We start from the raw sequence: 25686 nt of genomic DNA on the forward strand, positions 1-25686 counted from the left end.
TTCTTTATCAGCTGCCGATATCGGCGGCTTTTTTGCGTTTCCTGAAGAAAAGTGAGCCATTCTTGTGTAAAATGGGGGAGAGGTTTTTTTCAGAGCTTTCTAAAAATGAAAAACGTCATTTGATGCGACAGACACAAAGGGGTAAAGACACATGACAGAAGAAGAACGCCATAACAGGGAGATTTTCAGCAGAACGGGTGCCTTATACGCACAATTTTTGGATCATCAGGATAAAAAACGGGCCGATCAGCTCGCGGCCATTATGAAAAAAGCGGCTGATGAAGAGGTTTATATCGCGTTTACCGGGCATTATTCGGCCGGAAAGTCCTCTTTATTAAACACATTGCTCGGTGAAGACATACTGCCGACAAGCCCGATTCCTACAAGCGCCAACCTCGTTGTCATCCGGCACGGTGAAGATAAAGTCGTGCTTCATACGACGGACGGGGCTTATGCAGAAATTAAAGGAAGTTACGATAAAGAACAAGTGCAGCAATTCTGTAAAGATGGTGAGCAAATTGAGACGGTGGAAGTCTATGCCGGCTTTAAGGAGTCAGAGCCTTATGCGGCCTACATCGACACACCGGGAATTGATTCGACGGACGAAGCGCATTTTTTATCTGCGGCTTCGGTTCTCCATCAGGCTGACGCTTTATTTTACGTCGTTCATTATAATCACGTTCATTCAGAAGAAAATATGCTGTTTCTCAGCTCCATCAAAGACCGTATTCCGAATTTGTTTCTGATCGTCAACCAAATTGACAGACATGATGAAACTGAAACGAAGTTTGAAGAGTACCGCAGGCAGGTGGAAGATATGCTTGAAGGCGCGGGAATACCGAAAGAATCGCTTTTCTTTACGTCTGTCACTGAGCCTGACCATCCTTTAAACGGCTTGGAACAGCTGAAAAAACATCTGCAGAAGCTGAAACAGCAGGCAAAAACAAATTTATGGTCCTTAACGGAGAGAAAAGTTGCACACTTAGTCAAAGAGCATACAGAGATGCTCGTAAAAGATGATAAAAACGGCAGCGGAGAGCAGTTTGACAAACAAGAAGCACTTGTCCGTTCTGTTGAAGATGAGCTTAAAAAAGCCGTTCAACAGGCTGAAACAGCAGAGAAAGACATCAGAAAAGACGTGCAGAACATATTGCAAAACGCTAATCTGACACCCTTTGAGATGAGGGAGCTTGCATCTGCTTATATTGAATCACAGCAGCCCTCATTTAAAACCGGATTATTCTTTTCAAAAGCGAAAACGGCTCAGGAGAAAGAAAGAAGGCATGCTGAATTTTTTGCCGATATTAAAAAAAGAACGGAAGGGGAAGCGGATTGGCATATTATCGACACATTTACGAAAGCGGCCAAGCGGTATGAAGCGGATTCGGACGAACTGATCAGGAAAATCCAGGCGTACCGCACACCGCTTTCTGATGATATCACCGCTCAGGCCCTTAAGCAGGGAGCGGCCTTTTCATCTGAATACGTATTAACTTATACGAAAGACCTCGCTGAAATGATCAGAAGGGAAGCCAAAAGACAGACAGCGGAACTCATTGAGGAGCTGACCGCTTATGTTCAGACAAAAAACGGACCGCTCATTGAGAACTTGAAAAACCGGCTCGAAAAAGAAAAGAAAATAAGGGATGAGCTCGCGCAATCGGCAAAAGAAGAACGCAATGCCTTGGAAAAAGCAGCCCGAGTCCGCGCTTTGTGGGAAGAAGAATTGACCTGTGATACGGGAAGCGGCGACTGGTATACGCGAAAAAAACGCCTTGCAAAAGCGCCCGTCCAAAAGAAACCAAAAGAGGCTGTACAGCATGAAGTAAGCAAGTCCGAAAAAAATGCGATGAAGGAACTTCCTATAAAAGAGCAGACTGATCGGTTCTATGAGCTTGCCGGGATTCTTGAATCCTCGAGCATATTAGGAAAACAGGCAGAAGCCTTTCGAAGCAGGATTGAGCGGCTTGAAAACCGCCAGTTTACCTTGGCGTTATTCGGCGGATTCAGTTCCGGTAAATCATCATTTGCAAATGCGCTTGTCGGTGAATACGTGCTTCCGTCATCGCCGACGCCCACAACGGCTACGATCAACAAAATAACGAAACCGCAAGACGGCAAACCGCATAAATCTGCGGAGATCGTTTTTAAAACGGAGGAGGAGCTGGACGCTGAAATGCTTCAGCTGACTGAGCTGAAAGATGCTGATGTAAAAGGGCGTTCACTGAAAGAGAGATGGAATTATGCCATTAAAAAGGGAAAAGTTCCGGATGAACTTATCCCGGTGATTCAAACGATGCTGCAGGCGTTTGATACGTACGAAGAACAGATCCGTCAAAGGCTGACACTGACGGTGCCGGTTGAAGATTTAAAACCGTACGCAGCCGAAGAAAAAACGGCCTGCTGCGTAAAAGAAGTCACCGTGTATTATGATTCGCCTCTCACGCAAAAAGGCATCACCATTGTTGATACGCCGGGAGCAAGCAGTATAAACAAGCGCCATACGGAGCTTGCCTTTCAATATATAAAAGATGCTGACGCGTTCTTTTATATGACGTACTATCAGTATTCTTTTTCAAAAGGAGACAGGTCTTTTCTGAAGAAACTCGGCCTCGTCAAAGAATCATTCGGCATGGATAAAATGTTTTTTGTCATTAACGCCGCCGATCTGGCCAAAACCGAAAGCGAGCTGGAAACCGTCAAAGACTATGTCCGCTCAGAACTCTCAAAAGAGGGAATTAACCAGCCGAAATTATATCATGTCTCAAGTAAAGAAGAGCTTGCGGGTAAAAAAGAAGCTTTTTATAACAGGTTCTCTGATGTAAGAACCGGGCTTGAGCACTTTATTGAGGAAGATGTAATGAGGGCCAGCTGCGCCCAGCTGAAAACAGAGGCGGACAAATTGTGCGATATGGTGGAACAGCTTCACGTATCTCTTCACCAGTCGGCAGAAGAAAAAGAGAAAAAGAAACAGCGTCTGGAGTCTTCCTATGAAAAAGCTCTCGCTGACATTTCAAAGCGCCGTACGTCTGAGGTCATCATTCGAAAAGTGATGAAAGATACGGAAGAACAGCTCTATCACATTAAACATCGCCTGACGTTTTATGCGAATGATATGCTGAAAACCGCCTTCCATCCAGGCCTTCAAAACGGCGATTGGAAACAAAATATATCAGCGGCGCTGAATGAAGCGCTCAAGGAATTCCGTTTTGAATATATTCAAGAGCTGAAAACGCTCGATATCCGGATGACCGGTTTTATTGAGCACCATATGACTGAGGAATGGATGGAAAACTGTCAGAAGAAGCTTATGGAAGACGGAGATTTCTCCATTTATGTCAGCGGTGAAAACGAATTTGCCGTTCAGCTGAAAGAGGTCGCTCCGGTCATTGACGTCTCGGCATTCTCACATCACGTAAAGGAAATTAAATCACCGAAGCAGTTTTTTGAACAGAACGGAAAAGCAGCGTTTGTAGAAGGGCTCAGGCTCAGCCTGCAAAAAGTGACAGAAAAGTGGCTTGAACAGGAGAAAGAAAGCCTTTCAGAGCGATATGCTGAGCAGGTGCGCCGTCTGCAAGAAGACATGGCGGATAAAAGCCTGTCCCAGATCCGCGAGCAGCGGGACACTTATTTACAAGGTCTTGCGGAAAATACGAGTGCAAGGGAAATTGAACACCTTTACGAAGCCGAAAAAGCATGGAAAAAGAAAGATGAAATGCTGAAAATTTAAAAATCCGGTTGGCGGGCAGATAACAGTCGTGGTAGACTAAAATGAAAAAAAGCGAGATGAAACCTTTTATGTCAGAAGTCCATAAAGCAATTTCAGCACATTCCGCAAAACAGCATCAGCATGTCAAAACATTTGTACAGCTTGATTATGAGCGTGAACAGGCCATTGAAGAAGCCATTGTAAAATGCAGACAGAATCAACCGTTCACGACAGATGCCATCAATGGCATCACCGCAAAAATGAACCAGCTGGCGAAAAAGGGCATCGTGCCGCAAAGACGATTCGTAAGTGAAGAGATGGTGAAAGAATTCGTCAGCAGACAGTAATGGATGAACCTGCCGCGTGTGTCATCAGCGCTTGCTGTACATACTATCCGTATCTTCTCTAAAGGGGGATATGACCATGGGCAGAACAAAACTGGGAAACAGAAATGCTCAGCAGAATAACAATGCCAAAAAGAAAAACGGCTTCGGACAGAAATTTGATTCTTATGCCGGCCGTGAAGCTGAAAAGCTGATGGCAAGCAATAAAAGACACGGTGAGTAAACGTGACGGCAGCATCTTCCAAATGGGGGGATGCTGTTTTTTTACCGCCTTCTTTGGTAAAATAGGAACATTGAATAAAAAGGAGTATCGATATATGAATAATAAATTACTGCTCGTTGACGGTATGGCGCTTTTGTTCCGCTCATTTTTCGCGACGGCCGTTCATCGCAATTTTATGATAAATGAAAACGGAATTCCCACAAACGGAGTCAACGGTTTTTTAAAGCATCTTATTACAGCGGTTGATACGTTTCAGCCCACACATGTCGTCTGCTGCTGGGATATGGGAAGCAAAACGTACCGTAATGATTTGTTTCAAGATTATAAAGCCAACAGAAGCGAACCGCCGCTAGAGCTGATTCCGCAATTTGATCTAGCGAAAGAAGCAGCGCGAGAGCTCGGTTTTTTAAACATCGGCATAAAAGGCTATGAGGCGGATGACTGTATCGGTACGCTTTCTGCTCTATTTTCCGGGGAAGCGGAAATTACGATTGTAACGGGTGATAAAGATCTGCTTCAATTGCTGAATCATCAAGTTCAAGTAGCGCTGCTGCAAAAGGGTATCGGCAATTATAAGGTATATACAGATGAGATATTCAGAGAAGAAACGGGAGTTCCGCCAAAAGCGCTGATTGACATTAAGGCGCTGATGGGAGACACGAGCGATAACTATCCCGGCGTTAAAGGGATCGGGGAAAAAACGGCGTACAAGCTGATCCGTGAATATCAAAACATAGACCGCTTATTAGAAAGCCTTGCTCTCTTGCCGAAGGGCCAGCAAACGAAAATTCAGCAAAGCTTGAAAGAATTGGAGCTGTCAAGGCAGCTTGCTGAAATACATTGCGAGGTGCCGTTAGTCTGTACGCTTGAAGAAGCGCTTTTTTCATTGAAGATGGAAGAGGCGGCATTCATGCTCAGACGTCATCAGATAAAAGGAATTGAAAGGATGCTCGAAAAGCTGAACGCCAGAGAGATCAGCTGATCCCTCTAGCGTTTTGTATTGCTTTTTTTTGCGTTGTTTTCAAGGGCTGATTTCGGGTCTTTATGCGCATTTCCTTCCATATTTCCCTGAGGATTCACGCCCCCGGTCAGCCTGCCTTTATTTTCTTTTCTCATAGCTGTTCACCTCATTTGTAGGATGAACAGAGAGACGCAATTTCATTCCGGTTATTTATTCAGCCGAATCGCTTTTTTTGCGAGCTGATCGGCTGTTTGGTTTTGTCTGCCGGGAATCCACTTAATGAAAAACAATGGAAACCCGGCCTTTAAGCGGGTGATTTCGTCAACAAACGGCTGGAAAGCCTTGTTTTTAACCGCTTCAAGATCTGCGGCCCGCTCCACGATATCCGAATCCGTCCGGAATGACACGGACTCAAATCCGCGGGCGGCACACAGCTTCATTCCTTCAATTAAAGCGAGAAATTCAGCTTCCTGATTTGAATGGTCGCCGATCGGAATTGAGAAAGATTCTGTTTTCCCGTCATGTTTAATAAAAATACCGATACCGGACGGGCCCGGGTTTCCGGCGCTTGCACCGTCTACATAAATTTCAGCGGGCATCATCCGTCACTCTCCATTCGGTGTCATTCGTTTTGCCGCATACGCATAAGGGACAGAAATGAGTGATACCGCAAATTTAATCAGGTAAGTTGAAATGAAGATGCTGAACCATACGCCCGCGGAATAAACGCCGATAAAGGCCACGGCAGTGAAGATAAATGTATCCAGCAGCTGGCTGAGCGCCGTGCTTCCGCTGTTTCTGAGCCAGAGAAGCCTGTCTGAAGGAAAGATTCTCCGAATGGCTGAATATACATAAACATCTATCGTTTGGCTGAAAATAAAAGCCAAGAGGCTTCCGAGCGCAACACGCGGCAGAAAACCGAAAATCGTCTCAAGGGCCGGCTGTGCGATATCTGACGCAGCCGGTTTATATAAAAGAGCCCCCTGCATGGCGCATGTCAAAGCGAGCAGAGTGGAAAACCCGAGCCAGACGGCTTTGCGCGCTTCCCTGGGACCGTATTTTTCATTCAGCACATCCGTTGCGAAGAAAACGGTGCCGTACATGATATTTCCCAGTGTCGCCGTAAGCCCGAACAGCTCGACTGTTTTGACAACCTGCAAGTTGGCGCACACCGTGGCGAAACCGATCCATACGAATAGGCCCGTTTTGCCAAATCCTTTATAAAACAGAAGAACAATGATAAAATGAATGACCGCAAATAAGATCCATAACACATCGTTAAACAAAACCTGCTGACTTCCTTTCAATTTGAGAATGGTTTGATTATAGCACACGCCCGTCAACTAATGAATGGTAAGGTGATTTCAATGAATCTTAAGCCGTATATCGAAATAGAAGCAAAAGGAACAGGCCCTGTCGCGTTTTTTTCCGAAGATTGGCTGACCGTTCCGAAAGCGCGCATGCTTGCAAGAGAAGTCAGCCGCTTTCCTTATATAAAAGACATTTATTTTGAGGATGAAAAAGGCGCGAGCTGGACGCTTAAAGAATTAGAAAAGCTTACTGAAGAGCTTGCGCACGAACCTGACGACATTACAGTGTATTTCGACGGCGGCTTTGACAAAACAAGCGGACGCGCCGGACTGGGAATTGTCGTGTATTATTCTCTCGGCGGCAAGCGGCACCGCATACGGAAAAACAAAAGCTTAACGCTTCAGACGAACAATGAGGCGGAATATGCCGCTTTGTACGAAGCCCTTAAGGAAGTGCAGGAACTTGGCGCAAGCAGAAATTCAATCACGATAAGAGGGGATTCCCTCGTCGTTTTGCATCAGCTTGACGGCAGCTGGCCGTGTTATGATGAAACGCAAAACGAATGGCTGGATAAAATTGAAGCGCTGCTCGAATCCTTAAAGCTGACACCGACATATGAAGCCGTAAACCGAAAGGAAAATCAAGAAGCGGATGACCTTGCCAGAAAAATTCTCTCGGACCGGCAGATTGAAAGCCGCATAACATTAGAAGGTAACGGAGATGACTGATATTGGATAAAAAAAGCATTTATAAAGAATTGACTGAGCTTCAGGATGAATATTGCAAAGACTGTTTCGTAAAAAAGCATTTCCGCAAAGAGTTTGGAAAAACGCACGCTCATTCTTTCTGCATCAACCAATGCACGGTGGGGGAGAAGCTGAAAGCCTACGGCAAGGTGCTGACAAATCAATAAAAAATAAAACCGCAGTTTCTGCGGTTTTATTTTTCGAATTCATCGAGCTGATGCTGGCAATCGTCGAGAAGCATTCGCTGCTTTTGCAGAAAATCCTGGTCGAGAGCTTGCAGTTCACTGGATTGTGACATCGTTCTGGCATCCTGAATCGCCTGGTAAGCAGATTCCACCAAAGTTGAATTTTGGCCCCGGGTAGCCGCTCCCGTTGTTTTCTGGGCCGTTTCTACCGCTAATTCAAGCTGGCGTTTATCCGTCAGTCCGTTTGGAAAAAATTCAGAGTCCATTAAAAAACACCTCCGCAAATAGTTTGGAGATTTTTTTTTAGAAATATGTACGGAAAATAGAAAAAATATATAAAATGAGCCGATATAACTATTGAACCTGATTAATTAGGGCTTAATTACTATTATTCAGGGTATCTTGGGAGAGAAGGGAAAAACCAGCCGTGAATGATAATGATTTAAAAACAATCCTTCAGCAGACATTTAAAGAAATATACGGTGATTTGGGAAGTTTAGCGGAAATGGCGAAAAAAGGAATGCCGTCAATGGAGAAACAAATTGAAGAAATCGAGCAGCGCTGCAAGCAGAATCTTGTCGCAATTGAGATTCAGACGGCAATCAAATAGGAGAGGCATACGCCTCTCCTCTATTTGTGTCATCTGATCAACATGTATTGAGTTTAGAGTTTTACAACATTAGAAGCTTGAGGTCCACGATTACCTTCGACAATTTCAAAAGAAACTTCTTGTCCTTCTTCTAATGATTTGTATCCGTCTCCTTCGATAGCAGTGAAGTGAACAAATACGTCGTCTCCGCCTTCAACTTCGATGAAGCCGAATCCTTTTTCGTTATTGAACCATTTTACTTTACCGTTTTGCATATTGCTTAATTCCTCCTAGTACTGTAGCACCTTCGTGCTAAAAAAAATTTTGTCATCATTCAACCGTACGTATGTTTACGTTGTTAAATGATGGTTCAACTATACACCATATGGGAGCGGGCGTCAAGCGGCCGCTCTCTATTTTTCATCTTTATTTTTCCAGTGACAAAGCTTATCCGGAAAAAAACAAAAAGCACACGAATCGTCCGTGTGCTTTTCTCTTACGATAATGCCATATCCGCCTTTTCGGCCATCAGTTCAGATTCTTTTATAATGTCCTGCAAAATGACTTCAGAGGAGTTAGGGAGGTGAAGGCTTTTAATATTGTCCTTCATCCGGTTCAGCTTCTCCTCATCCGCAAGAAGGGAGGTGACAGACTCTAAAATTTCTTCGTGGCGGTTGACCACGACAGCCGCACCGCGATCTTCAAAGAAAATGGCGTTTTCCTTTTCCTGTCCGGGAACCGGTTTGTACAAAATAACGGGTACTCCGATCGCCGTCGCTTCCGTCAGTGTGATGCCGCCCGGTTTCGTAATCATGCAGTCCGTAATACGGAACAGCTCGTCAATTCTTTCTACATAGCCCAGCACTTTCAGCCGGTCGGCATTGTCACCTTCCAAGCTGCTGAGGGATTCTTTCAGCGAGCTGTTTTTGCCGCATACCACCACAACCTGCACCTGATCGTCATGAACGAGATTTTCGCACAGTTCTTTTACGTTTTTCAGCACACCATGCGCTCCCGCCATAATAAGAAGAACTTTTTTGTCGGGAGAGAGATTGTATTTTTTATAAATCGGCTCTTTCGGCATCGATTCCTCGAATTGAGGCCTGATGGGAATGCCCGTGATCTTTACGTTGTTCGGGTGAGTGCCGATTTCAATCAGTTTTTCCTTCACGTAATCTGTGGCGACATAATATTTATCAACATTTTCATGAACCCAGATTTTGTGAAGGCAGAAATCGGTCATAACGTTGAACGTCGGGATCACTTTTCCGGTTCTCCGTCTGTATTCCGGTACGACAATCATCGGAAATGTATTGATAATAATGTCCGGCTTATGCTCTTCGACGAGCTGGCCTAAACGTTTATTTCCCATTTTAAAATAAATATTGAATTTGCGTTTATTATAGATTTTGTCAACTCCGTAATAAAACAAACGATAAAACTGTTTCCCGATTGAGAAGCTTTTTAAATAAAGGTATTGAGTAACCTCTGAAACAATCGGATTTGACTCTTGATACAAATTGGAAACCGTCACATCTAAGCCGAGACGCAGACACTGTTCGTAGAGCGTTTTGGCCACTTGAACATGCCCGTTTCCGTAATTTGCAGTCAAAATTAATACTTTTTTATTGGTATTCAAGTAAATTCACCTCAATGTAATCAACAACAAGCAAGCTTCATGCATCGTAAGGAGTTATTGTCTATAGATAAACATAACACAAGTGCATCATTTTATAATAAGCGCGGCAACATATTTAAACTAAATTTAATTGATATGTTCCATTATTTTAAAGTTTTGTTATACGCATACTGAATCAAGAGTATTTTATCATATTTTTGTCACCGTATCACTCAAAACAAAAATTAATCCCATTCATACGGGGTTTCCTGATATACGTAATAATTCAGCCAATTCATAAACAATAACGTTGCATGAGCTTTCCAGCGGTTAACAGGTTCTTTCCCGCCGGGTGCAAAATAGTGCCTAGGAGCTTCTACGTTTGAAAGATTTCTCTCTATGTCTCTCTCATACTCCTGAAGTAGCGTATCGGTATCATATTCCGGATGACCCGTTAAGAAAATCTGTTTTTCGTCTTTTGAAACGATTAAACAGACCCCCGCTTCCTCTGAAACGCTGAGCACATCCAGATCCGAAGCCGATTGCAGCTGCTCCGTATTAATATCTGTATGCCGTGAGTGGGGCACATAGTATAGCTCGTCAAATCCTCTTACCAATCTCTCATGTTTTTTAAGAACGGTATGCTCAAACACACCGAAGATTTTTTTCGGCAGCTCCACTTTCTCAATGCCGTAATGATAGTATAAACCGGCTTGAGCGCCCCAGCAGATATGGAGGGTTGAAGTGACATTCGTTTTGCTCCATTCCATGATTTCCTTCAATTCTTCCCAGTAAGAAACATCTTCAAACGGCAGGTGCTCAATCGGAGCTCCGGTAATAATCATTCCGTCAAACCGTTTGTGGCGGATGCTGGAAAAATCCGTATAAAATTCATCCAGATGCTGCCTTGCCGTATTTTTTGGAGTATGTGTGCTCGGAATTAAGAACGTAAAGTGAACTTGTAAAGGTGAATTCCCAAGCATCCTGAGGAGCTGGGTTTCCGTTTGGATTTTTTTCGGCATCAGATTTAAAATCACGATCTTCTGCGGCCGGATATCCTGATGAAAAGCCCGGCTTTCATCCATTACAAAGATGTGTTCACTTTCAAGCACCTGCTTAGCAGGCAGGTGATTTGGTATATTAATAGGCAACATGCCACCTCCGTTATTCCCCGTTAATTTTCTTCATTATAGAAATTTTTAAGCCATTTTTCAATCCATCCCGGCGTAATAAACCGCATTTAACGCATAATGACAGGGATAAAAGCGGCAAATGGGCATAAATTCGGAGCGGCTCTTTATTATGACGGGTAAAGAGCCGTTTGGTTCCTCGTAAAAAACGTTTTCCGTTAAATGGAAGGAAAAAGCGGTTTCCGTTTGTTTTGCAGTGTAAAACAGGTAAAATAAATGAAGAATGTAAAAAGGAGGGCCGCAGATGACAATTTACGATATAAACGTACGGACCATAACAGGCGAAGACATGACACTATCGGCTTACAGAGGTAAGGTGATGATCATTGTGAATACAGCAAGCAAATGCGGGTTCACATCCCAGCTCAAGCAGCTTCAGGAGCTCTATGATACATATCGGGAGGAAGGTCTTGAAATATTGGGATTTCCCTGCAACCAATTCATGAACCAAGAACCTGGAAACGAAGCGGAAATTCAAGAGTTCTGTGTGAAAAACTACGGAGTCACATTCCCGATGTTTGCGAAAGTTGATGTCAATGGAGCAGACGCTCATCCTCTCTTCACATATCTGACGGAAAAGGCGAAGGGGATGCTCGGCACAAAAGCGGTCAAATGGAATTTCACTAAGTTTATCGTGGACCGAAACGGTGAAGTCACCGGGCGTTTTTCACCGAACGTCAACCCAAAAGAGCTTGAAGATACGGTGCAGAGGCTTTTGGCCCAATAAGAGGTGATACGGTGAACGAAAAAGAGCAGCTGGAAAGCGTCAGGAATTGGGTCAGAGAAAAGCTTATCAATGAACGTACGGGCCATGACTGGCTTCATATTTCCCGGGTCGCAACACTTTCTGTTTATATGGCAAAAGAAGAAGGAGCCGACTTATTTATCACTGAGACGGCCGCGCTGGTTCATGATCTGATTGACGCCAAGCTCGAAAAAAGCGAAAGGCTGACGGCAGGCGAAGTGACAGAACGGTTGGCTGCTTTCAACATCGCGGATGGCTCCATTCAGGAGATCGCGGATATTATCACGAGAATGTCATTCAGACACAGGGAACTGCTGAAAAAGCGGCCGCTTTCATTGGAGGGGAAAGTTGTTCAGGATGCAGACATGCTTGATGCGATCGGCGCAGCGGGCATCGGCAGGGCTTTTATGTTTGCCGGCGCGAAGGGTCATCCGATGTACGGAACTCAAACAAGTGTGCTGGCCCATATAGAGGATAAATTAATCAAGCTTAAAGGCTTAATGAATACAAAAGCGGGGGCCGGTTTAGCAGAGGAGCGGCATCAATTTCTTTTGCAGTTCGCCGCCCGTATCCAAAAAGAGGCCGGCATTTGCAAAAGCTGAGCGGCGCAATAGAACGCTTGTGCCGACTATGTTAGAATAAGTGTCAGATTGCGCATAGGAGGACCAATATGAAGATTAAATCAATAGAACCGACGCCGAGTCCGAACACGATGAAAGTGATTTTGACTGAAGAGCTTCCGGCAGGGAAAAGCAACAATTACAAGCCCGATCAGGCAGATGATGCTCCGGCTGTCGTACGTGATATTTTAAACATTGAAGGAGTAAAGGGCGTTTATCACGTTGCCGATTTCCTGGCTGTGGAGAGAAACGCCCGTTTTGACTGGAAGGAAATTCTGCCTCAGGTCCGTTCCGCCTTCGGAATGGAACATACGGAGCAGTCTGAGAGCCGTTCTGAACAGGAATCGTTCGGTGAAGTGAAGGTTTTCGTACAAATGTTCAGCGGAATCCCGATGCAGGTCAAATTGACGGACGGCGAACGTGAAGAGCGCTTCGGCCTTCCGGAACGTTTCCAAGAAGCCATTTTAAAGCTGCGTTCCGAAGCTTCAAATGTTGTATTTGAGCGGGCTTGGAAAGAACAAGGCGTGCGCTTCGGGGATTTTACCGAAATCGGACACGATGTCACAGAAGAGCTTCAGGCCGCCTACAGTGATGAGCGGCTCAAACGTCTGACAGAAGCAGCCGCACAGCAAAAGGGTGAGGCCAAACCGGCAGTGCAGCGGAAAGCTTATAAAGTGACATTGGAGATGCTTGATGATGAAGACTGGAAACAGCGCTATGCCCATCTTGAGCAAATGGATCCGGATGAAGACGATTTACCAGTATTGGAAAAGGCGCTGCATGATCCGAAGACTTCGATCAGAAGACAAGCCGTCGTTTATTTGGGAATGATCGAAAAACCGTCTGTGCTTCCGCTGTTATACAAAGCGCTTGAAGACAAAACGGTGACGGTCAGAAGGACGGCGGGTGACTGTCTGTCGGATCTCGGCGATGCGAGCGCCATCCCGGCCATGATGAAATCGCTCAGTGACTCAAGTAAGCTTGTGCGCTGGCGCGCGGCCATGTTTTTATATGAAGTCGGCGATGAAAGCGCGCTGGAAGCATTAAAAGCGGCGGAAGACGATCCTGAATTCGAAGTAAGCCTGCAAGTCAAAATGGCGATTGAACGGATTGAGCACGGAGAAGAGGCGAAAGGTTCAGTCTGGAAACAGATGACTGAAAGCAGAAAAAAAGAACAGTTATAACAAAAAGGTGCGCCATGCACCTTTTTTATTTGAATTCACTTTTTATAAAAATTATTTAGAATATTGTTGAAAAATGATTCAAAACTCTATATAGTAAGTACAATATTAATTGTTGGAGGGTTTTTATCGAAATACAGAAAGAATAGAAAAGCGAGACAGGGCAAAGACACTGTAAAATTTGCAGAACACGCCCTAGAATAAACTGAAAATTTTAAAAATAATGTACAGTCTAAAAACAGTAGGGGGATCACCATGGCAGAATTACGCAGCAACATGATCACACAGGGAATTGACAGAGCGCCGCACCGCAGCCTTCTTCGCGCTGCCGGCGTAAAAGAAGAAGACTTCGGCAAACCGTTTATCGCGGTCTGTAATTCATACATCGATATCGTTCCCGGGCATGTTCACCTGCAGGAATTTGGAAAAATCGTAAAAGAAGCAATCAGGGAAGCGGGCGGTGTGCCTTTTGAATTTAACACGATCGGAGTAGATGACGGAATCGCGATGGGGCATATCGGCATGAGATATTCGCTGCCGAGCCGCGAAATCATTGCCGATTCAGTTGAAACGGTTGTCTCGGCTCACTGGTTTGACGGAATGGTCTGCATTCCGAACTGCGACAAAATTACGCCGGGAATGCTGATGGCGGCTATGCGGATTAATATTCCGACCATTTTTGTCAGCGGGGGGCCGATGGCAGCCGGCCGCACAAGCGACGGCCGCAAAATTTCGCTTTCTTCAGTATTTGAAGGCGTCGGCGCATATCAAGCCGGGAAAATCGGTGAAAGCGACCTGCAGGAGCTGGAACAGTTCGGCTGCCCGACGTGCGGATCTTGTTCGGGCATGTTTACGGCAAACTCCATGAACTGTCTGTCTGAAGCGCTCGGTCTGGCACTTCCGGGCAACGGAACAATTCTAGCAACTTCACCGGAGAGAAGAGAGTTTGTGAGAAAATCAGCGGCCCAATTGATGGAGACCATCAAAAAAGACATTAAGCCGCGCGATATTGTCACCGAAAAAGCGATTGACAACGCATTTGCGTTAGACATGGCTCTCGGCGGCTCAACCAACACAGTGCTTCATACGCTTGCGCTTGCCAATGAAGCTGAGGTTGAGTACTCTTTAGAACGCATTAACGAAGTGGCTGAACGAGTGCCTCACATATCGAAATTGGCGCCGGCCTCGGACGTCTTCATTGAGGATCTGCACGAAGCGGGCGGAGTCTCGGCGGCCCTTAATGAATTGGCGAAAAAAGAAGGAGCGCTTCATCTTGACGCGCTGACTGTAACAGGCCGCACACTCGGAGAAACAATTGCGGGTCATGAAGTAAAGGATTATGACGTGATTCATCCGATTGACAATCCGTTTACCGAAAAAGGCGGTTTGGCCGTCCTATTTGGGAATCTGGCTCCGGACGGCGCCATTATCAAAACAGGCGGCGTACAGGACGGGATTACAAGACATGAAGGGCCCGCTGTCGTCTTTGATTCCCAGGAAGCCGCGCTTGAAGGCATTATAAACCGCAAAGTAAAAGAAGGAGATGTTGTCATTATCCGTTATGAAGGGCCAAAGGGCGGCCCGGGCATGCCGGAGATGCTTGCTCCGACGTCTCAGATTGTCGGAATGGGGCTTGGACCGAAAGTGGCGCTTATTACAGACGGGCGTTTTTCAGGAGCGTCCCGGGGCCTTTCAATCGGGCACGTATCGCCTGAAGCGGCTGAAGGCGGCCCGCTCGCATTCGTAGAAAACGGCGACCATGTCATCGTTGACATAGAAAAACGGATTTTGGACATACAAGTGGCTGAAGAAGAATGGGAAAAACGCAAGGCCGAATGGAAAGGCTTCGAGCCGAAAGTAAAAACAGGATATCTAGCCCGGTATTCCAAACTCGTAACAAGCGCCAATACAGGCGGAATCATGAAAATATAAAACAGAGGCCTGAACAATTGAATTCCGGCCCCCTCTATAGTATCCTTGACTTCATATAAGGATTTTAGAGGGGGCTTTTTTATGTCAATGGCTTATGAAGAATATATGCGCCAGCTGGTCGTGCCGATGCGCCGTGAGCTGACGGGTGCGGGTTTTCAGGAATTAACGACTGCTGAAGAAGTAGAAAGCTTTATGGAACAGGCAGAGGGCACGACATTGGTCGTTGTCAACTCCGTGTGCGGCTGTGCAGCCGGTCTTGCCCGTCCGGCTGCGACTCAGGCTGTTTTACAGCATGAAAAAGCGCCTGATCATACGGTTACCGTATTTGCCGGTCAAGATAAAGACGCAACTGCAAAAATGCGTGAATATTTTACGGGGCAGGAACCTTCCTCGCCTTCAATGGCGCTGTTAAAAGGGAAAGAGGTCGTTCATTTTATTCCCCGCCACGAAATCGAAGGGCATGACATGGAGGAAATTATGAAAAATCTGACGGATGCCTTCGATGCGCACTGCTGAAATGCCCGAATTCCGGGCATTTTCTTTTTGGAGAAAAGATGATCACAACGAGTTACAGACCAAGCGAATATACGATACACACAGCGCAGTCGCTCAGTGTCAAGCTGGGTGACACTTACTGCAGCCGCAATAAACAGCCCATTGAAAAAATGCTGGAACGAGCGGCTGGCGATCTTTTAGTCATCGGAAAGGAACGGTTCGAACTTTACACGAAGCAAGGGGAGAAGTTCTTTTTTCACCCGAATACAGCGATGTTCCGCGCAAAGCGGTTTTTGAGAGGTGAAGCCGAGCCGTTGTTAAAAGCAGCCGGATTACGCGAAGGGGATTCCTTTTTAGATTGTACGCTCGGCCTGGCATCCGATGCGATTTTGGCAAGCCTGGCAGTCGGAAAAAGCGGACAAGTCATCGGCCTGGAGAAAAACAAGCTTGTCTCATTGCTTGTAGAAACAGGGCTTCAAACGTGGGAAACCGGAATGGAGCAGCTCCAAACCGCCATGAAACGCATTCAGGTCAAACATGCCGACTGCGCCGATTATTTGCGGGAGCTTCCTGATTCATCGGTAGATGTCATTTATTTTGACCCGATGTTTCACGAACCTGTTGAAACGTCAGACGGCATTGCACCGCTCCGCGCGTTGGCAGAAGAGGGTTTTAACGAAGAGTGCATCACGCAAGCCGTCCGGGCGGCGAAAAAATGCGTAGTGCTTAAAGACCATTGGAAAAGCCCGCGGTTTGAACGATACGGCTTCAAGGTGCTGAAAAGAAAGACGGCGCTTTTCCACTTTGGTGTCATCCATGTGAGCTCATGATATCATGGGCTTCTTTTTCGTTAATCAGTGATTTCCATAACGACAAAATAAAGCAGCGTGAGAAGTGATACAGTCGCAAATAAAGCGTTAATCATCTCATCCCCTCCTTTTTCTCCTTCTTATTGTAAGCGGTTTATCCGCTCGGTCACAGTTACCAATTTCCCATATTGCATGATAATACGCTGCCGGACATGACGCCGCGCTTTCATCTATGCTAAAATAAAGGAAAAGAGGACAATAAAACAGAGGGGAACAATCTGTCATGAAATTGTGGATGAAAAAGACCCTTGTGGTTCTGTTTACCATTGTAACGTTCGGACTCGTGTCTCCTCCGGCTGCTTTGATGACAGACAAGCCTTCAGGACAGTCGAGCAGTCTTGAGCAGAATGATTACACCGCTTTTTATGATGAACACGCCCTGCCGGGAGAAGAGAAGGCAGGGCGGGAGCCTGAATTACTGTTTCAATCGTATCAGCAGCAGCTTCTCGGTGATGCTGAAAATCAATCATTTTTAAAATTCGGCAGCAAAATCTCTCCGGTCATTGAAGATGATTACAGAAGTGAAATTCTGCCGAAAATCGAAGATGTGATCACAGGACATTTGGCCAAGTTTCAAGATGATGAAGCGTATCAGGATGTGGTTATTTCCAGCAAACCGTCGGCCGGAAAAACTGAAAAAATTTTTCATGTGTATAACAGGCTGACGGGTGAAGATCTTTTAAGGTTCCACGTCCGCCGGGATCATCCTCCGCAAGACGGCTACTGGTTTAATTTTCATTACCATACCGCTGAAGACGGATTTCAATCACATCATGAGCTCGGCAGCATTTACTGGGACCGCAATATGCCGCCTGACTGGATGAGCGTGTAATAGCGAGAAGAAATAAAAAAATCATTTCTGAGAAATTTTGCAGAAATGATTTTTTATTGTGTTACACTACTAAAAGACTACTTTAAAAGGATGAAAAAAATGAAACAATATAAAGATTTGTGCCGTCATGTGTTAGAAAACGGAGAAAAAAAAGGAGACCGTACGGGAACGGGTACGATCAGCACGTTCGGCTACCAAATGCGGTTTAACCTTCAGGAAGGTTTCCCGATGCTTACGACGAAAAAGCTCCATTTTAAGTCCATCGCGCATGAGCTGCTTTGGTTTTTAAAAGGAGATACGAATGTCCGCTACCTTCAGGAAAACGGAGTCCGCATCTGGAACGAATGGGCGGATGAAAACGGAGAACTCGGACCGGTTTACGGTTCTCAATGGCGTTCATGGCGCGGAGCGGACGGCGAGACCATTGATCAAATCTCCCGGCTGATTCACGACATCAAGACAAACCCGAATTCCAGACGTTTAATCGTCAGCGCCTGGAATGTCGGCGAAATTGATCATATGGCGCTTCCGCCTTGCCACTGCCTGTTTCAGTTTTATGTCGCGGACGGAAAACTGTCGTGCCAGCTTTATCAGCGCTCAGCGGATGTCTTTCTCGGCGTGCCGTTTAATATTGCGTCTTATGCGCTTTTAACAATGATGATCGCGCATGTGACGGGGCTTGAACCGGGTGAGTTTGTTCATACATTCGGAGACGTCCACATTTACCAAAACCATGTGGAGCAGGTGAATTTGCAGCTGACAAGGGATGTCCGTCCGCTGCCGAAACTGCGGTTTGCGCGAAATGTTGATTCTATTTTTGATTTTACGTTTGAAGACTTTATCATTGAGGATTATGACCCGCATCCGCACATAAAAGGAGCTGTCAGCGTATGATTTCGTTTATTTTTGCGATGGATGAAAACCGGCTGATCGGAAAAGATAACGATCTGCCTTGGCACCTTCCCGATGATCTCGCATATTTTAAAAAAGTGACGACGGGTCACACCATTGTAATGGGGCGGAAAACGTTTGAATCAATCGGACGCCCGCTTCCGAACCGGCGTAACATCGTTGTAACCTCACGGGACGAATCTTTATTCCCGGGCTGTATTACCGCCGACTCGGCTGAGGAAGTGCTCAAGCTGATCCCGGCGGATGAAGAATGCTTTGTGATCGGCGGCGCCCAGCTGTACAGTGCGCTCTTTCCTTATGCGGACAGACTCTACATGACAAAAATTCACCATGTCTTTGAAGGAGACCGTTTTTTTCCGGAATTTAATGAAGCTGAATGGGAATTGACATCCCGCAAACAGGGAGTAAAAGATGAAAAAAACCCTTACGATTATGAGTACCTTGTATACGAGAAAAAGAATTGATTTAAGCAGGGGGACAAGAATTGATTCGTTACGGCTGCCTTGTGATGTACGTTGTATTTATGTTCATGAAAAATATTCAGGAATATATCAATCAAAAAGAGCTTGACCCGCGGCTTTCTTTTCAAAAACAGATGAGGCTGGTATATGAGAGGCCGAAAGCCTTTATGAGAGGCTGCATTGACGTATCGGGATCAGCAATCGGCATTCATCATGATCAGCCGATCCCGGACGGCCCCGTATTGTATGTGCATCCCAGATTGCGCCCGGCTGATCTTCTGCTGCTTGCGGGACATCTTGAAGAGCCGGCTGGTTTTATCGCTGGCGAGAAAGCTTTCCGGATGCCGTTTCTCGGAAATTGGCTGAGGCTGATGGGTGTCATTTGTGACGGAGACAGCCGGGACGCCGTGTTTCAGGAGGCGGAAGTCCGTCTGCAAAAAGGACAAAGTCTGATTCTGTCTGAAGACGGCAAAATCAATCCGGAGGAACTGGCTCTTCGTTTCGATCTCCCGATTGTGCCCGTCAGCACTTCGGGAACAGACCGGCTGCTGCGGGGCAGATTACTGAAACGGCTGAAGCCGGCTGACATTGAATTACATATAAAGCCCGCTTATTATCCGGCCGGTCAGAAACGGCTCCGTGCATAAAAAAAGCACAGTCTCTATAGAGAGGCTGTGCTTTTTTATTTCAGATAAAGGGAACTTTGACGCAATAAAACAAAATACAGAAAAACATCGAGGCGCTGCCGCCTAAAACAAAACTGTGCCAAATGGCGTGATGATACGGAACCTTTCTCCAAATATAAAATATTGTGCCGGCGGAATACAATAAGCCGCCGAAAAGAAGAAGGCCGAAACCGGGGCCTGACAGCGAAGCGTACAGCGGTTTAATGGCGACGATGATCAGCCAGCCCATCAATAAATAGACAAGCGTTGAAAAAATGATAAACCGCTTCACGAAAAAGATTTTAAACACGATGCCTCCGATGGCAAGCGACCAAACAATAATTAAAAGGGTCAGACCGAGCGCCCCTTTAAGGGGTCCTAATAAAAATGGCGTATATGTTCCGGCTATTAATACGTATATCGCGGAATGATCCACAATTTCAAGAATGTCTTTCGTTTTTTTATGCTGAATGCTGTGCAAAAGAGTCGAGCTGAGATACAGCAGCAGCATTGAAGCGCCGAAGATTGAAAAGCTGACGATGTCTGTCGGCGAGCCGTATTTCACCGCGAAGATAATGAGAAAAATAAGCGCCGGAATCGACAGCAATACACCGATTCCGTGTGTGACGGCATTTGCGATTTCTTCTTTTATTGTGAACAATCAAATGTCCTCCTTTTTAAAGGATTTGTTTTTGCAGTGACTGCAAAAAGCTCAACCCTTCTAATGTAATTTTTGTTCCTGCGCGTCCTCGGCCTTTTGTCACATAGTTCATCTTTTCTAAGTAATCAAGCCTGTTTCTGACCTGCTGGGGCGATAATGTCATTGTGCTGTTTTCGCTTAATTCGGATATGCTCCGTCTGCTGGCGGGTTCGCCCTTTGTATTTAAGTCTTTAATTGATTCCAAAATAAACAAAAACTCTTCTTTCTCCATCAATGTCAGCCGTTTTTCTTTTTTCTTAGCTGTTTTCGCTTTCTGGCTGTTTTTGATATACAGCGGGACATCATCGGGATAAATCGTGCTGCCGGATGCTGCCGCGGCCATATAGTACGCCGCATTTTGAAGTTCTCTGATGTTGCCGTTAAAGGTGTGCCGCTCAAACAGCGGATAAACGGACGGATCGATATGAACATGCTGTCCCGTGGCTGTCAGCATATGCTGCAAAAGAAGCGGTATATCGCTTTTTCGTTCAGATAAAGCAGGGAGCGGAAGGCATAACACGTGAAGCCTGTAAAATAAATCTTGGCTGAACGTATTTTCTGCGCCGGTATCGCCAAGATCCGCCGTGCTGCTTGCAATGATGCGGGCGGAAATTCCGGCGTCCAGCTCGGAAAGAAGGCGGGTCTGTACCGAGAGCGGCATGTCTCCGATTTCATATAAGAATAATGTTCCGCGGCGGGCCCTGTTTAATGCACCTTCAGCGCTGAACAGTTCATATTCGAGCCGCTCTTCGTTTTGGCTGCAGTGAACGGTAATAAATAGTTCGCTGTTTCTGCAGGATTTATGATGGATCGCTCTGGCCATTTGTTTTTTTCCGGTTCCGACTTCACCTGTTATGAAGACCGGCAAATCAGATAAGGCAAATTGCGAGGCCAACCGTTTCGCTTCTAAAAAGGTTTGATGTTCGCCGGCCAGCTGATAAAAAGGATCAGTTTGTTCAATTACACTCATAAATTGGCTCCTTTTGGTTCTAATTGGTTTAAGTATAACACGTTTGTGCGATCGAAAATATCTTTTTCTCTTGTATCGGTTCATTTATTTTTATTTACAAAATTAAAATAATTATCTTATTATTTGAATATTCATGTTATAATGGCATATTAAATAGGGATTTAAATAAGAAAGGACTCTGTAAATGAAACCGTTGCTTAAAGAAGACTCTCTCATCCAGGTAAAAGACATTTTAAAAGCGCACCAAAATGTAAAGGACGTTGTGATACATACGCCTTTGCAGAGGAATGACAGACTTTCTGAGAGGTATGGCTGCAATATCTATTTGAAAAGGGAAGACCTGCAGGTGGTCAGATCATTTAAGCTCAGAGGGGCTTATAATAAAATGAGGCAGCTCTCAAAAGAGCAGACTGAAAACGGAATTGTATGCGCAAGTGCGGGAAACCATGCGCAGGGGGTTGCGTTTTCATGCAAACACCTCGGCATTCACGGCAAGATTTTTATGCCGTCAACCACACCGAGACAGAAAGTATCCCAAGTGGAACTGTTCGGAAAAGAATTTGTTGAAATCATATTGACGGGTGACACTTTCGATGATGCGTATAAGAGTTCTGCGGAATGCTGTGAAAAAGAAAACCGCACGTTTATTCATCCGTTTGACGATCCCGATGTCATGGCCGGACAGGGAACGGCTGCCATCGAAATTTTAAATGACATTGACGTTGAACCGCATTTTCTTTTTGCAAGCGTAGGGGGAGGAGGACTCCTGTCCGGGCTCGGCATGTACATGAAAAACATCTCGCCGGATACAAAAATCATAGCGGTAGAGCCGAAGGGCGCAGCCTCCTATTTTGAATCGAAAAAAGCCGGACAAGTGGTTGAACTTGAGAAAATTGATAAATTTGTCGATGGGGCTGCCGTAAAAAAAATCGGCGCCGAAACCTTTCAAACGCTCGAAACCGTCGTCGATGACGTTGTGCTTGTCCCGGAAGGAAAAGTGTGCAGCACGATTCTCGAATTATATAATCAATGCGCCATCGTAGCGGAGCCGGCGGGTGCATTGTCCGTGTCAGCACTTGATCTGTACAAGGAAGAGATTAAAGGGAAAAACGTCATCTGCATGGTCAGCGGAGGGAATAATGACATCGGCAGAATGCAGGAGATGAAGGAACGCTCCATGATTTACGAGGGGCTGCAGCATTATTTTATCGTTAATTTCCCGCAAAGGGCGGGAGCGCTTCGCGAATACCTTGATGAAGTGCTCGGGCCTGATGATGACATCACCCGGTTTGAATACACGAAAAAAAATAACAAAAGCAGCGGCCCCGCATTGGTCGGCATTGAGCTCAAGCATCGGGAAGATTACGGCGCACTCATTGCCCGGATGAATCAAAAAGGATTTCATTACGTAGAGGTGAATAAAGATCAGGATCTGTTCCACCTGTTAATCTGACTTTTTTTAGAACGGCCGCGCAAAATGACAGACACGCTTTCTCAGATTGTATATAATAAAAAGAAAACAATCGAAAAAGAAGGATTGATATCTTGTTACTCAAAAGCCTAGAGTTCAAACGACAGGACGGGATTCAGGTAAAAGTGACAGAAATACCGGTTGTCACGGAAGGTGAACATTATTTTTTTCAAATTCATCAGCACCTTGAGCTTTATTTGAGAGAGGTTTTTGCTTCACAAAGTGTGAGAACAGTGTATTCATTCCGACAATATGTCAAGCGCCGTATGAAGTGGAAAGATTACGAGGCCGTTTTCAACCAAGAGATTTTAAAACATAACGCATAACGGTGCATATTCCTTAGCGCCTTCCTTTTGATAAGGGAGGGTGCGGGAATTTTTTTATGATGAATGCTGTAAGCGTTTTATCCATGGGGGGAATGGAAATGAAAAAAATGAAAATCTTCGCTGCCGTCTTTTGTTTGCTGCTCTTGTGCGCCTGCGGGGGGAAAACGATAAAAGACCCGCTGAACTATCAGATTGAACCGTTTTCATATCAAAACCAAGACGGAAAAACAGTGTCACTGAAAAGCCTGAAGGGGCATGTCTGGATTGCCGACTTTATGTTTACAAATTGTAATACGGTCTGTCCGCCGATGACGGCTCACATGACCGAACTGCAAAAAAAACTGAAGGCTGAGAACCTGGACGTGCGGATTGTGTCGTTCAGTGTAGATCCTGAAAATGATAAGCCGAAACAGCTGAAAGCATTTGCTTCCAAATATCCGCTTTCGCTTCGCAACTGGGATTTTCTGACCGGTTACAGCCAAAAGGACATTGAAGATTTTGCGCTGAACAGCTTTAAAGCAATCGTCAAAAAGCCGGAGGGAGAGGACCAGGTCATACATCAAACTTCTTTTTATTTAGTCGGACCTGACGGCAAGGTGCTTAAAGATTATGACGGTGTGCAGAAGGTTCCGTATGATGATATCTTCTCAGATGTCAAAGCGGCTGAGGAGCTCAAGTAAACTGGCAGATTAGACATTTTCAAAACTGAAAAAACATGTTACACTTTCCACTAGTAGACGGGGAAGGAGCAACCAGATTGAAGCTGCGAATGTTCTCATTGATCGCCGGACTGGCTTTGCTTTTATCAGCATGTTCTGTCCAGCGCACCGGTTCTGACGCTGAAGAACCGAAAACGAAAGATCATATTGTCATAGCTGCGGTCGGTGATTCATTGACTGAAGGAGTAGGAGATCCTGACGGTTCAGGATACGTCGGCAGGGCAGCGGAGTCTCTTAAGAAAAAGGGACATGTGAAAACGGTAGATATTAAAAATTATGCGGTGCAGGGCGACAAAACGTCGGACCTGCTGGAAAAGCTTGATAATAAAAAAGTGCAGAAATCATTAAAGAGCGCCGACTATATCTTTTTTACCATCGGCGGCAATGACTTAATGAAGGTGCTCCGCCAGAATATGATGCAGCTGACGGTTCAGCCGTTCCAAAAGGAAGAGAAACCTTTTGAAAAACGATTCAAGGCGATCGTTTCAAAAATCCGCAAATATAATGAAAACGCAGAGCTGGTGTATGTCAGCATGTATAATCCATTCACGTTTACGCTGCCTGAATTAAAAGAAATTAATGGGGTTGTGACGGATTGGAACAAGATCGCCGCAAAAGAGCTGAAAAAAGATCCCCACGCCGCTGCGGTGAATGTTGAAGACTTGTTCAGTCAAAAAAGCGGCAGCAGACGGATTTCTAAGGATGATGATTTTCATCCGAACGCAAAAGGGTATGCACTCATCGCCGATCGATTATACGGCATCATTGAAAAACAAGGGTTACCAGCAGAATAGGGTGAAATGATGAAAAAGTGGAAATCGCTGTTTTTTGTTCTTCTCGCACTCAATGTGATTGCCGCCGCGGTAATTGTGACATTATTGGTTATGCCGGGAGAGCAGGCGAAAATACAAGATCAGACAAAAAGTGAGTACGGCTTTCATATCACAAGCTCTAAAGAATCTCTTGCCAGGTTTGTGAATGCGTACTTAAAAGAGAAGGCATCGAATCAGCTTGACTACAAAGTGGACATCAATAACGATGTGCACGTGGCAGGTAAAATCAAAGCATTCTCAACCTCCATTAACGCGGTCGTCACATTTGAACCGTCCGTACAGGAGAACGGAGATGTGATTTTGAAAGTGACGAAGTTTTCATTAGGCGAATTAAGCCTGCCGATCAGCTTTGTGCTGAATTATATGGACAGCTTTTATGAACTCCCGTCATTTGTGCACGTTCATTCCGGGGATAAAAGCATCGAGATTCGTCTGTCAGAAATGCCTTTAGACAACGGCATGTATGTAAAAGCGGATAAAATCAATCTTGACACGGATGAAATTGAATTTTCCTATTATCATCCGAAACAATAAGTTTTCATAAAAAAAAACACAGATCCTTTCAGGGATTTGTGTTTTTTCGCGTCAGCGTTTTTTGTCTAGCTTGCTGAACAGTTTGATTAACGTTGCAAGCTCTTCATCAGAGTAGCAGTCAAACCGTTTAAAAAAGTATTCTGTTTTTTTTTGGTTGAAATGATCGACAATTTTCTCCCCGGCTTCCGTAATATGGATTCTGATAATTCGCCTGTCCTCTTTAGAACGGATGCGGGTGATCCATTCCTTTTCTACTAAAGCGTCGGTCACTGCGGTAATGTGGCTTGCGGAGACCTCAAGAATAGGGGCGAATTCCGTTACTTTTTTAGGCCCTTGTTCACTGAGAATCCGCAAAATGGTGAATTCGTTCCTGGACAGCTCTTTATCTAGAATTTCATTAACTTCATTTCTGATTTGTTTAAACACTTTTCGAAGCAAAGCTTCCATATCATACATCATTTGTGTCCTTACTTTCAAATCATGAACCTCCAATATGTAGTCAGCGTGGCATTCGTTTAGCTTCCCCTGAAAGCAGAATTATTTTT

At 45.2% G+C, this 25686-nt stretch carries 32 protein-coding genes and 1 pseudogene; 22 read left to right on the top strand and 11 right to left on the bottom strand.

The window, feature by feature from the left end:
• Positions 1–151: 151 nt before the first annotated feature.
• The 4 genes from OQ477_RS04155 (at position 152) to OQ477_RS04170 (ending at position 5258) form a co-directional block, all read left to right on the top strand.
• Complete coding sequence (locus tag OQ477_RS04155; protein WP_265971489.1) at positions 152–3730, top strand: dynamin family protein; 3579 nt, start codon at positions 152–154, stop codon at positions 3728–3730.
• Between the two features lie 68 nt (positions 3731–3798).
• Positions 3799–4056 (top strand): YpbS family protein, encoded by a 258-nt coding sequence (locus OQ477_RS04160; protein ID WP_044802257.1) that lies wholly within the window; start codon positions 3799–3801, stop codon positions 4054–4056.
• 76 nt (positions 4057–4132) lie between these two features.
• Positions 4133–4276, top strand: coding sequence for a hypothetical protein (locus OQ477_RS04165; RefSeq protein WP_003153570.1), 144 nt, complete (start codon positions 4133–4135; stop codon positions 4274–4276).
• A 94-nt stretch (positions 4277–4370) separates the two neighbouring features.
• Entirely contained in the window at positions 4371–5258 is an 888-nt protein-coding gene (locus tag OQ477_RS04170; RefSeq protein ID WP_029326135.1) for a 5'-3' exonuclease, read from the top strand.
• A gap of 5 nt (positions 5259–5263) precedes the next feature.
• On the opposite strand, the gene sspL is transcribed toward OQ477_RS04170, so the two are convergent.
• Genes sspL through OQ477_RS04185 form a run of 3 tightly spaced genes read right to left on the bottom strand, consistent with a single transcriptional unit; the run spans position 5264 to position 6523 of the window.
• The gene (gene sspL, locus OQ477_RS04175; protein WP_003153575.1) at positions 5264–5392 is read right to left on the bottom strand and encodes a small, acid-soluble spore protein L; all 129 of its coding nucleotides are present in this window, start codon (positions 5390–5392) and stop codon (positions 5264–5266) included.
• Positions 5393–5443: 51 nt separating this feature from the next.
• Complete coding sequence (locus OQ477_RS04180; RefSeq protein ID WP_174737814.1) at positions 5444–5836, bottom strand: reverse transcriptase-like protein; 393 nt, start codon at positions 5834–5836, stop codon at positions 5444–5446.
• Positions 5837–5842: 6 nt separating this feature from the next.
• Positions 5843–6523 (bottom strand): queuosine precursor transporter, encoded by a 681-nt coding sequence (locus tag OQ477_RS04185; protein WP_012117815.1) that lies wholly within the window; start codon positions 6521–6523, stop codon positions 5843–5845.
• Positions 6524–6604: 81 nt separating this feature from the next.
• On the opposite strand from OQ477_RS04185, the gene OQ477_RS04190 reads away from it, so the two are divergent.
• Both OQ477_RS04190 and OQ477_RS04195 read left to right on the top strand, forming a co-directional pair.
• Complete coding sequence (locus tag OQ477_RS04190) at positions 6605–7276, top strand: ribonuclease H family protein (RefSeq protein WP_014418166.1); 672 nt, start codon at positions 6605–6607, stop codon at positions 7274–7276.
• A gap of 2 nt (positions 7277–7278) precedes the next feature.
• On the top strand, positions 7279–7461 hold the full coding sequence (locus tag OQ477_RS04195) for a zinc-finger domain-containing protein (protein ID WP_003153581.1): 183 nt from the start codon (positions 7279–7281) through the stop codon (positions 7459–7461).
• A gap of 26 nt (positions 7462–7487) precedes the next feature.
• Here OQ477_RS04195 and OQ477_RS04200 read toward each other — a convergent pair whose 3' ends face one another.
• Positions 7488–7745, bottom strand: coding sequence for a DUF2564 family protein (locus OQ477_RS04200; RefSeq protein WP_007409519.1), 258 nt, complete (start codon positions 7743–7745; stop codon positions 7488–7490).
• Positions 7746–7906: 161 nt separating this feature from the next.
• On the opposite strand from OQ477_RS04200, the gene OQ477_RS04205 reads away from it, so the two are divergent.
• Positions 7907–8089 (top strand): hypothetical protein, encoded by a 183-nt coding sequence (locus tag OQ477_RS04205; RefSeq protein ID WP_003153585.1) that lies wholly within the window; start codon positions 7907–7909, stop codon positions 8087–8089.
• 53 nt (positions 8090–8142) lie between these two features.
• Here the strand turns inward: OQ477_RS04205 and cspD are convergent, their stop codons facing one another.
• The 4 genes and pseudogenes from cspD to metA all read right to left on the bottom strand — a co-directional run bounded on the left by cspD (position 8143) and on the right by metA (position 10837).
• A complete protein-coding gene (gene cspD, locus OQ477_RS04210; RefSeq protein ID WP_003230776.1) occupies positions 8143–8343 on the bottom strand; it encodes a cold-shock protein CspD in 201 nt (66 codons plus the stop codon).
• Between the two features lie 15 nt (positions 8344–8358).
• Positions 8359–8470, bottom strand: a pseudogene (locus tag OQ477_RS04215) (hypothetical protein); the annotation flags it as partial.
• A gap of 94 nt (positions 8471–8564) precedes the next feature.
• The gene (locus tag OQ477_RS04220) at positions 8565–9707 is read right to left on the bottom strand and encodes a diglucosyl diacylglycerol synthase (RefSeq protein WP_032873307.1); all 1143 of its coding nucleotides are present in this window, start codon (positions 9705–9707) and stop codon (positions 8565–8567) included.
• A 224-nt stretch (positions 9708–9931) separates the two neighbouring features.
• Entirely contained in the window at positions 9932–10837 is a 906-nt protein-coding gene (gene metA, locus OQ477_RS04225; RefSeq protein ID WP_265971516.1) for a homoserine O-acetyltransferase MetA, read from the bottom strand.
• A 283-nt stretch (positions 10838–11120) separates the two neighbouring features.
• Here metA and OQ477_RS04230 point away from each other — a divergent pair, with 283 nt between their 5' ends.
• The 10 genes from OQ477_RS04230 to OQ477_RS04275 all read left to right on the top strand — a co-directional run bounded on the left by OQ477_RS04230 (position 11121) and on the right by OQ477_RS04275 (position 19570).
• Entirely contained in the window at positions 11121–11603 is a 483-nt protein-coding gene (locus tag OQ477_RS04230; RefSeq protein WP_265971517.1) for a glutathione peroxidase, read from the top strand.
• An 11-nt stretch (positions 11604–11614) separates the two neighbouring features.
• Positions 11615–12223, top strand: coding sequence for an HD domain-containing protein (locus tag OQ477_RS04235; RefSeq protein ID WP_265971518.1), 609 nt, complete (start codon positions 11615–11617; stop codon positions 12221–12223).
• 68 nt (positions 12224–12291) lie between these two features.
• Positions 12292–13425, top strand: a complete 1134-nt coding sequence (locus OQ477_RS04240; protein ID WP_032873313.1) for a conserved virulence factor C family protein — start codon at positions 12292–12294, stop codon at positions 13423–13425.
• Positions 13426–13677: 252 nt separating this feature from the next.
• Positions 13678–15354, top strand: coding sequence for a dihydroxy-acid dehydratase (gene ilvD / locus OQ477_RS04245; protein ID WP_265971519.1), 1677 nt, complete (start codon positions 13678–13680; stop codon positions 15352–15354).
• Positions 15355–15435: 81 nt separating this feature from the next.
• Complete coding sequence (locus OQ477_RS04250; RefSeq protein ID WP_003153619.1) at positions 15436–15870, top strand: BrxA/BrxB family bacilliredoxin; 435 nt, start codon at positions 15436–15438, stop codon at positions 15868–15870.
• A 38-nt stretch (positions 15871–15908) separates the two neighbouring features.
• A complete protein-coding gene (locus OQ477_RS04255; RefSeq protein WP_007612096.1) occupies positions 15909–16679 on the top strand; it encodes a class I SAM-dependent methyltransferase in 771 nt (256 codons plus the stop codon).
• A gap of 262 nt (positions 16680–16941) precedes the next feature.
• Positions 16942–17550 (top strand): YpjP family protein, encoded by a 609-nt coding sequence (locus OQ477_RS04260; protein ID WP_265971520.1) that lies wholly within the window; start codon positions 16942–16944, stop codon positions 17548–17550.
• Between the two features lie 99 nt (positions 17551–17649).
• Positions 17650–18444, top strand: coding sequence for a thymidylate synthase (locus OQ477_RS04265; RefSeq protein ID WP_003153622.1), 795 nt, complete (start codon positions 17650–17652; stop codon positions 18442–18444).
• On the top strand, positions 18441–18926 hold the full coding sequence (locus tag OQ477_RS04270) for a dihydrofolate reductase (RefSeq protein ID WP_007409527.1): 486 nt from the start codon (positions 18441–18443) through the stop codon (positions 18924–18926). Before OQ477_RS04265 ends, OQ477_RS04270 begins: the two co-directional genes overlap by 4 nt.
• A 20-nt stretch (positions 18927–18946) precedes the next feature.
• Positions 18947–19570 carry a lysophospholipid acyltransferase family protein gene (locus OQ477_RS04275; protein WP_021494209.1) on the top strand — a complete coding sequence of 208 codons (624 nt, stop codon included), beginning with the start codon at positions 18947–18949 and terminating at the stop codon, positions 19568–19570.
• A gap of 40 nt (positions 19571–19610) precedes the next feature.
• Here OQ477_RS04275 and trhA read toward each other — a convergent pair whose 3' ends face one another.
• Both trhA and OQ477_RS04285 read right to left on the bottom strand, forming a co-directional pair.
• On the bottom strand, positions 19611–20249 hold the full coding sequence (gene trhA / locus OQ477_RS04280; RefSeq protein ID WP_007612091.1) for a PAQR family membrane homeostasis protein TrhA: 639 nt from the start codon (positions 20247–20249) through the stop codon (positions 19611–19613).
• A 16-nt stretch (positions 20250–20265) separates the two neighbouring features.
• Positions 20266–21258 carry a sigma-54-dependent transcriptional regulator gene (locus tag OQ477_RS04285; protein ID WP_265971522.1) on the bottom strand — a complete coding sequence of 331 codons (993 nt, stop codon included), beginning with the start codon at positions 21256–21258 and terminating at the stop codon, positions 20266–20268.
• Positions 21259–21442: 184 nt separating this feature from the next.
• On the opposite strand from OQ477_RS04285, the gene ilvA reads away from it, so the two are divergent.
• From ilvA to OQ477_RS04310, 5 genes are all read left to right on the top strand, one after another.
• The gene (gene ilvA, locus OQ477_RS04290; protein ID WP_265971524.1) at positions 21443–22711 is read left to right on the top strand and encodes a threonine ammonia-lyase IlvA; all 1269 of its coding nucleotides are present in this window, start codon (positions 21443–21445) and stop codon (positions 22709–22711) included.
• Positions 22712–22803: 92 nt separating this feature from the next.
• Entirely contained in the window at positions 22804–23055 is a 252-nt protein-coding gene (locus OQ477_RS04295; RefSeq protein WP_007409532.1) for a DUF2535 family protein, read from the top strand.
• Between the two features lie 98 nt (positions 23056–23153).
• The gene (locus tag OQ477_RS04300; RefSeq protein ID WP_265971527.1) at positions 23154–23735 is read left to right on the top strand and encodes an SCO family protein; all 582 of its coding nucleotides are present in this window, start codon (positions 23154–23156) and stop codon (positions 23733–23735) included.
• 77 nt (positions 23736–23812) lie between these two features.
• Positions 23813–24568, top strand: a complete 756-nt coding sequence (locus OQ477_RS04305; RefSeq protein WP_265971529.1) for an SGNH/GDSL hydrolase family protein — start codon at positions 23813–23815, stop codon at positions 24566–24568.
• A gap of 9 nt (positions 24569–24577) precedes the next feature.
• On the top strand, positions 24578–25141 hold the full coding sequence (locus OQ477_RS04310; RefSeq protein ID WP_017417998.1) for a YpmS family protein: 564 nt from the start codon (positions 24578–24580) through the stop codon (positions 25139–25141).
• 51 nt (positions 25142–25192) lie between these two features.
• Here OQ477_RS04310 and OQ477_RS04315 read toward each other — a convergent pair whose 3' ends face one another.
• A complete protein-coding gene (locus tag OQ477_RS04315) occupies positions 25193–25618 on the bottom strand; it encodes a MarR family transcriptional regulator (RefSeq protein WP_003153639.1) in 426 nt (141 codons plus the stop codon).
• Between the last annotated feature and the right edge of the window lie 68 nt (positions 25619–25686).

Origin of the sequence: Bacillus sp. ChL18 (assembly GCF_026241425.1) — a bacterium.
GTDB lineage: Bacteria > Bacillota > Bacilli > Bacillales > Bacillaceae > Bacillus > Bacillus velezensis.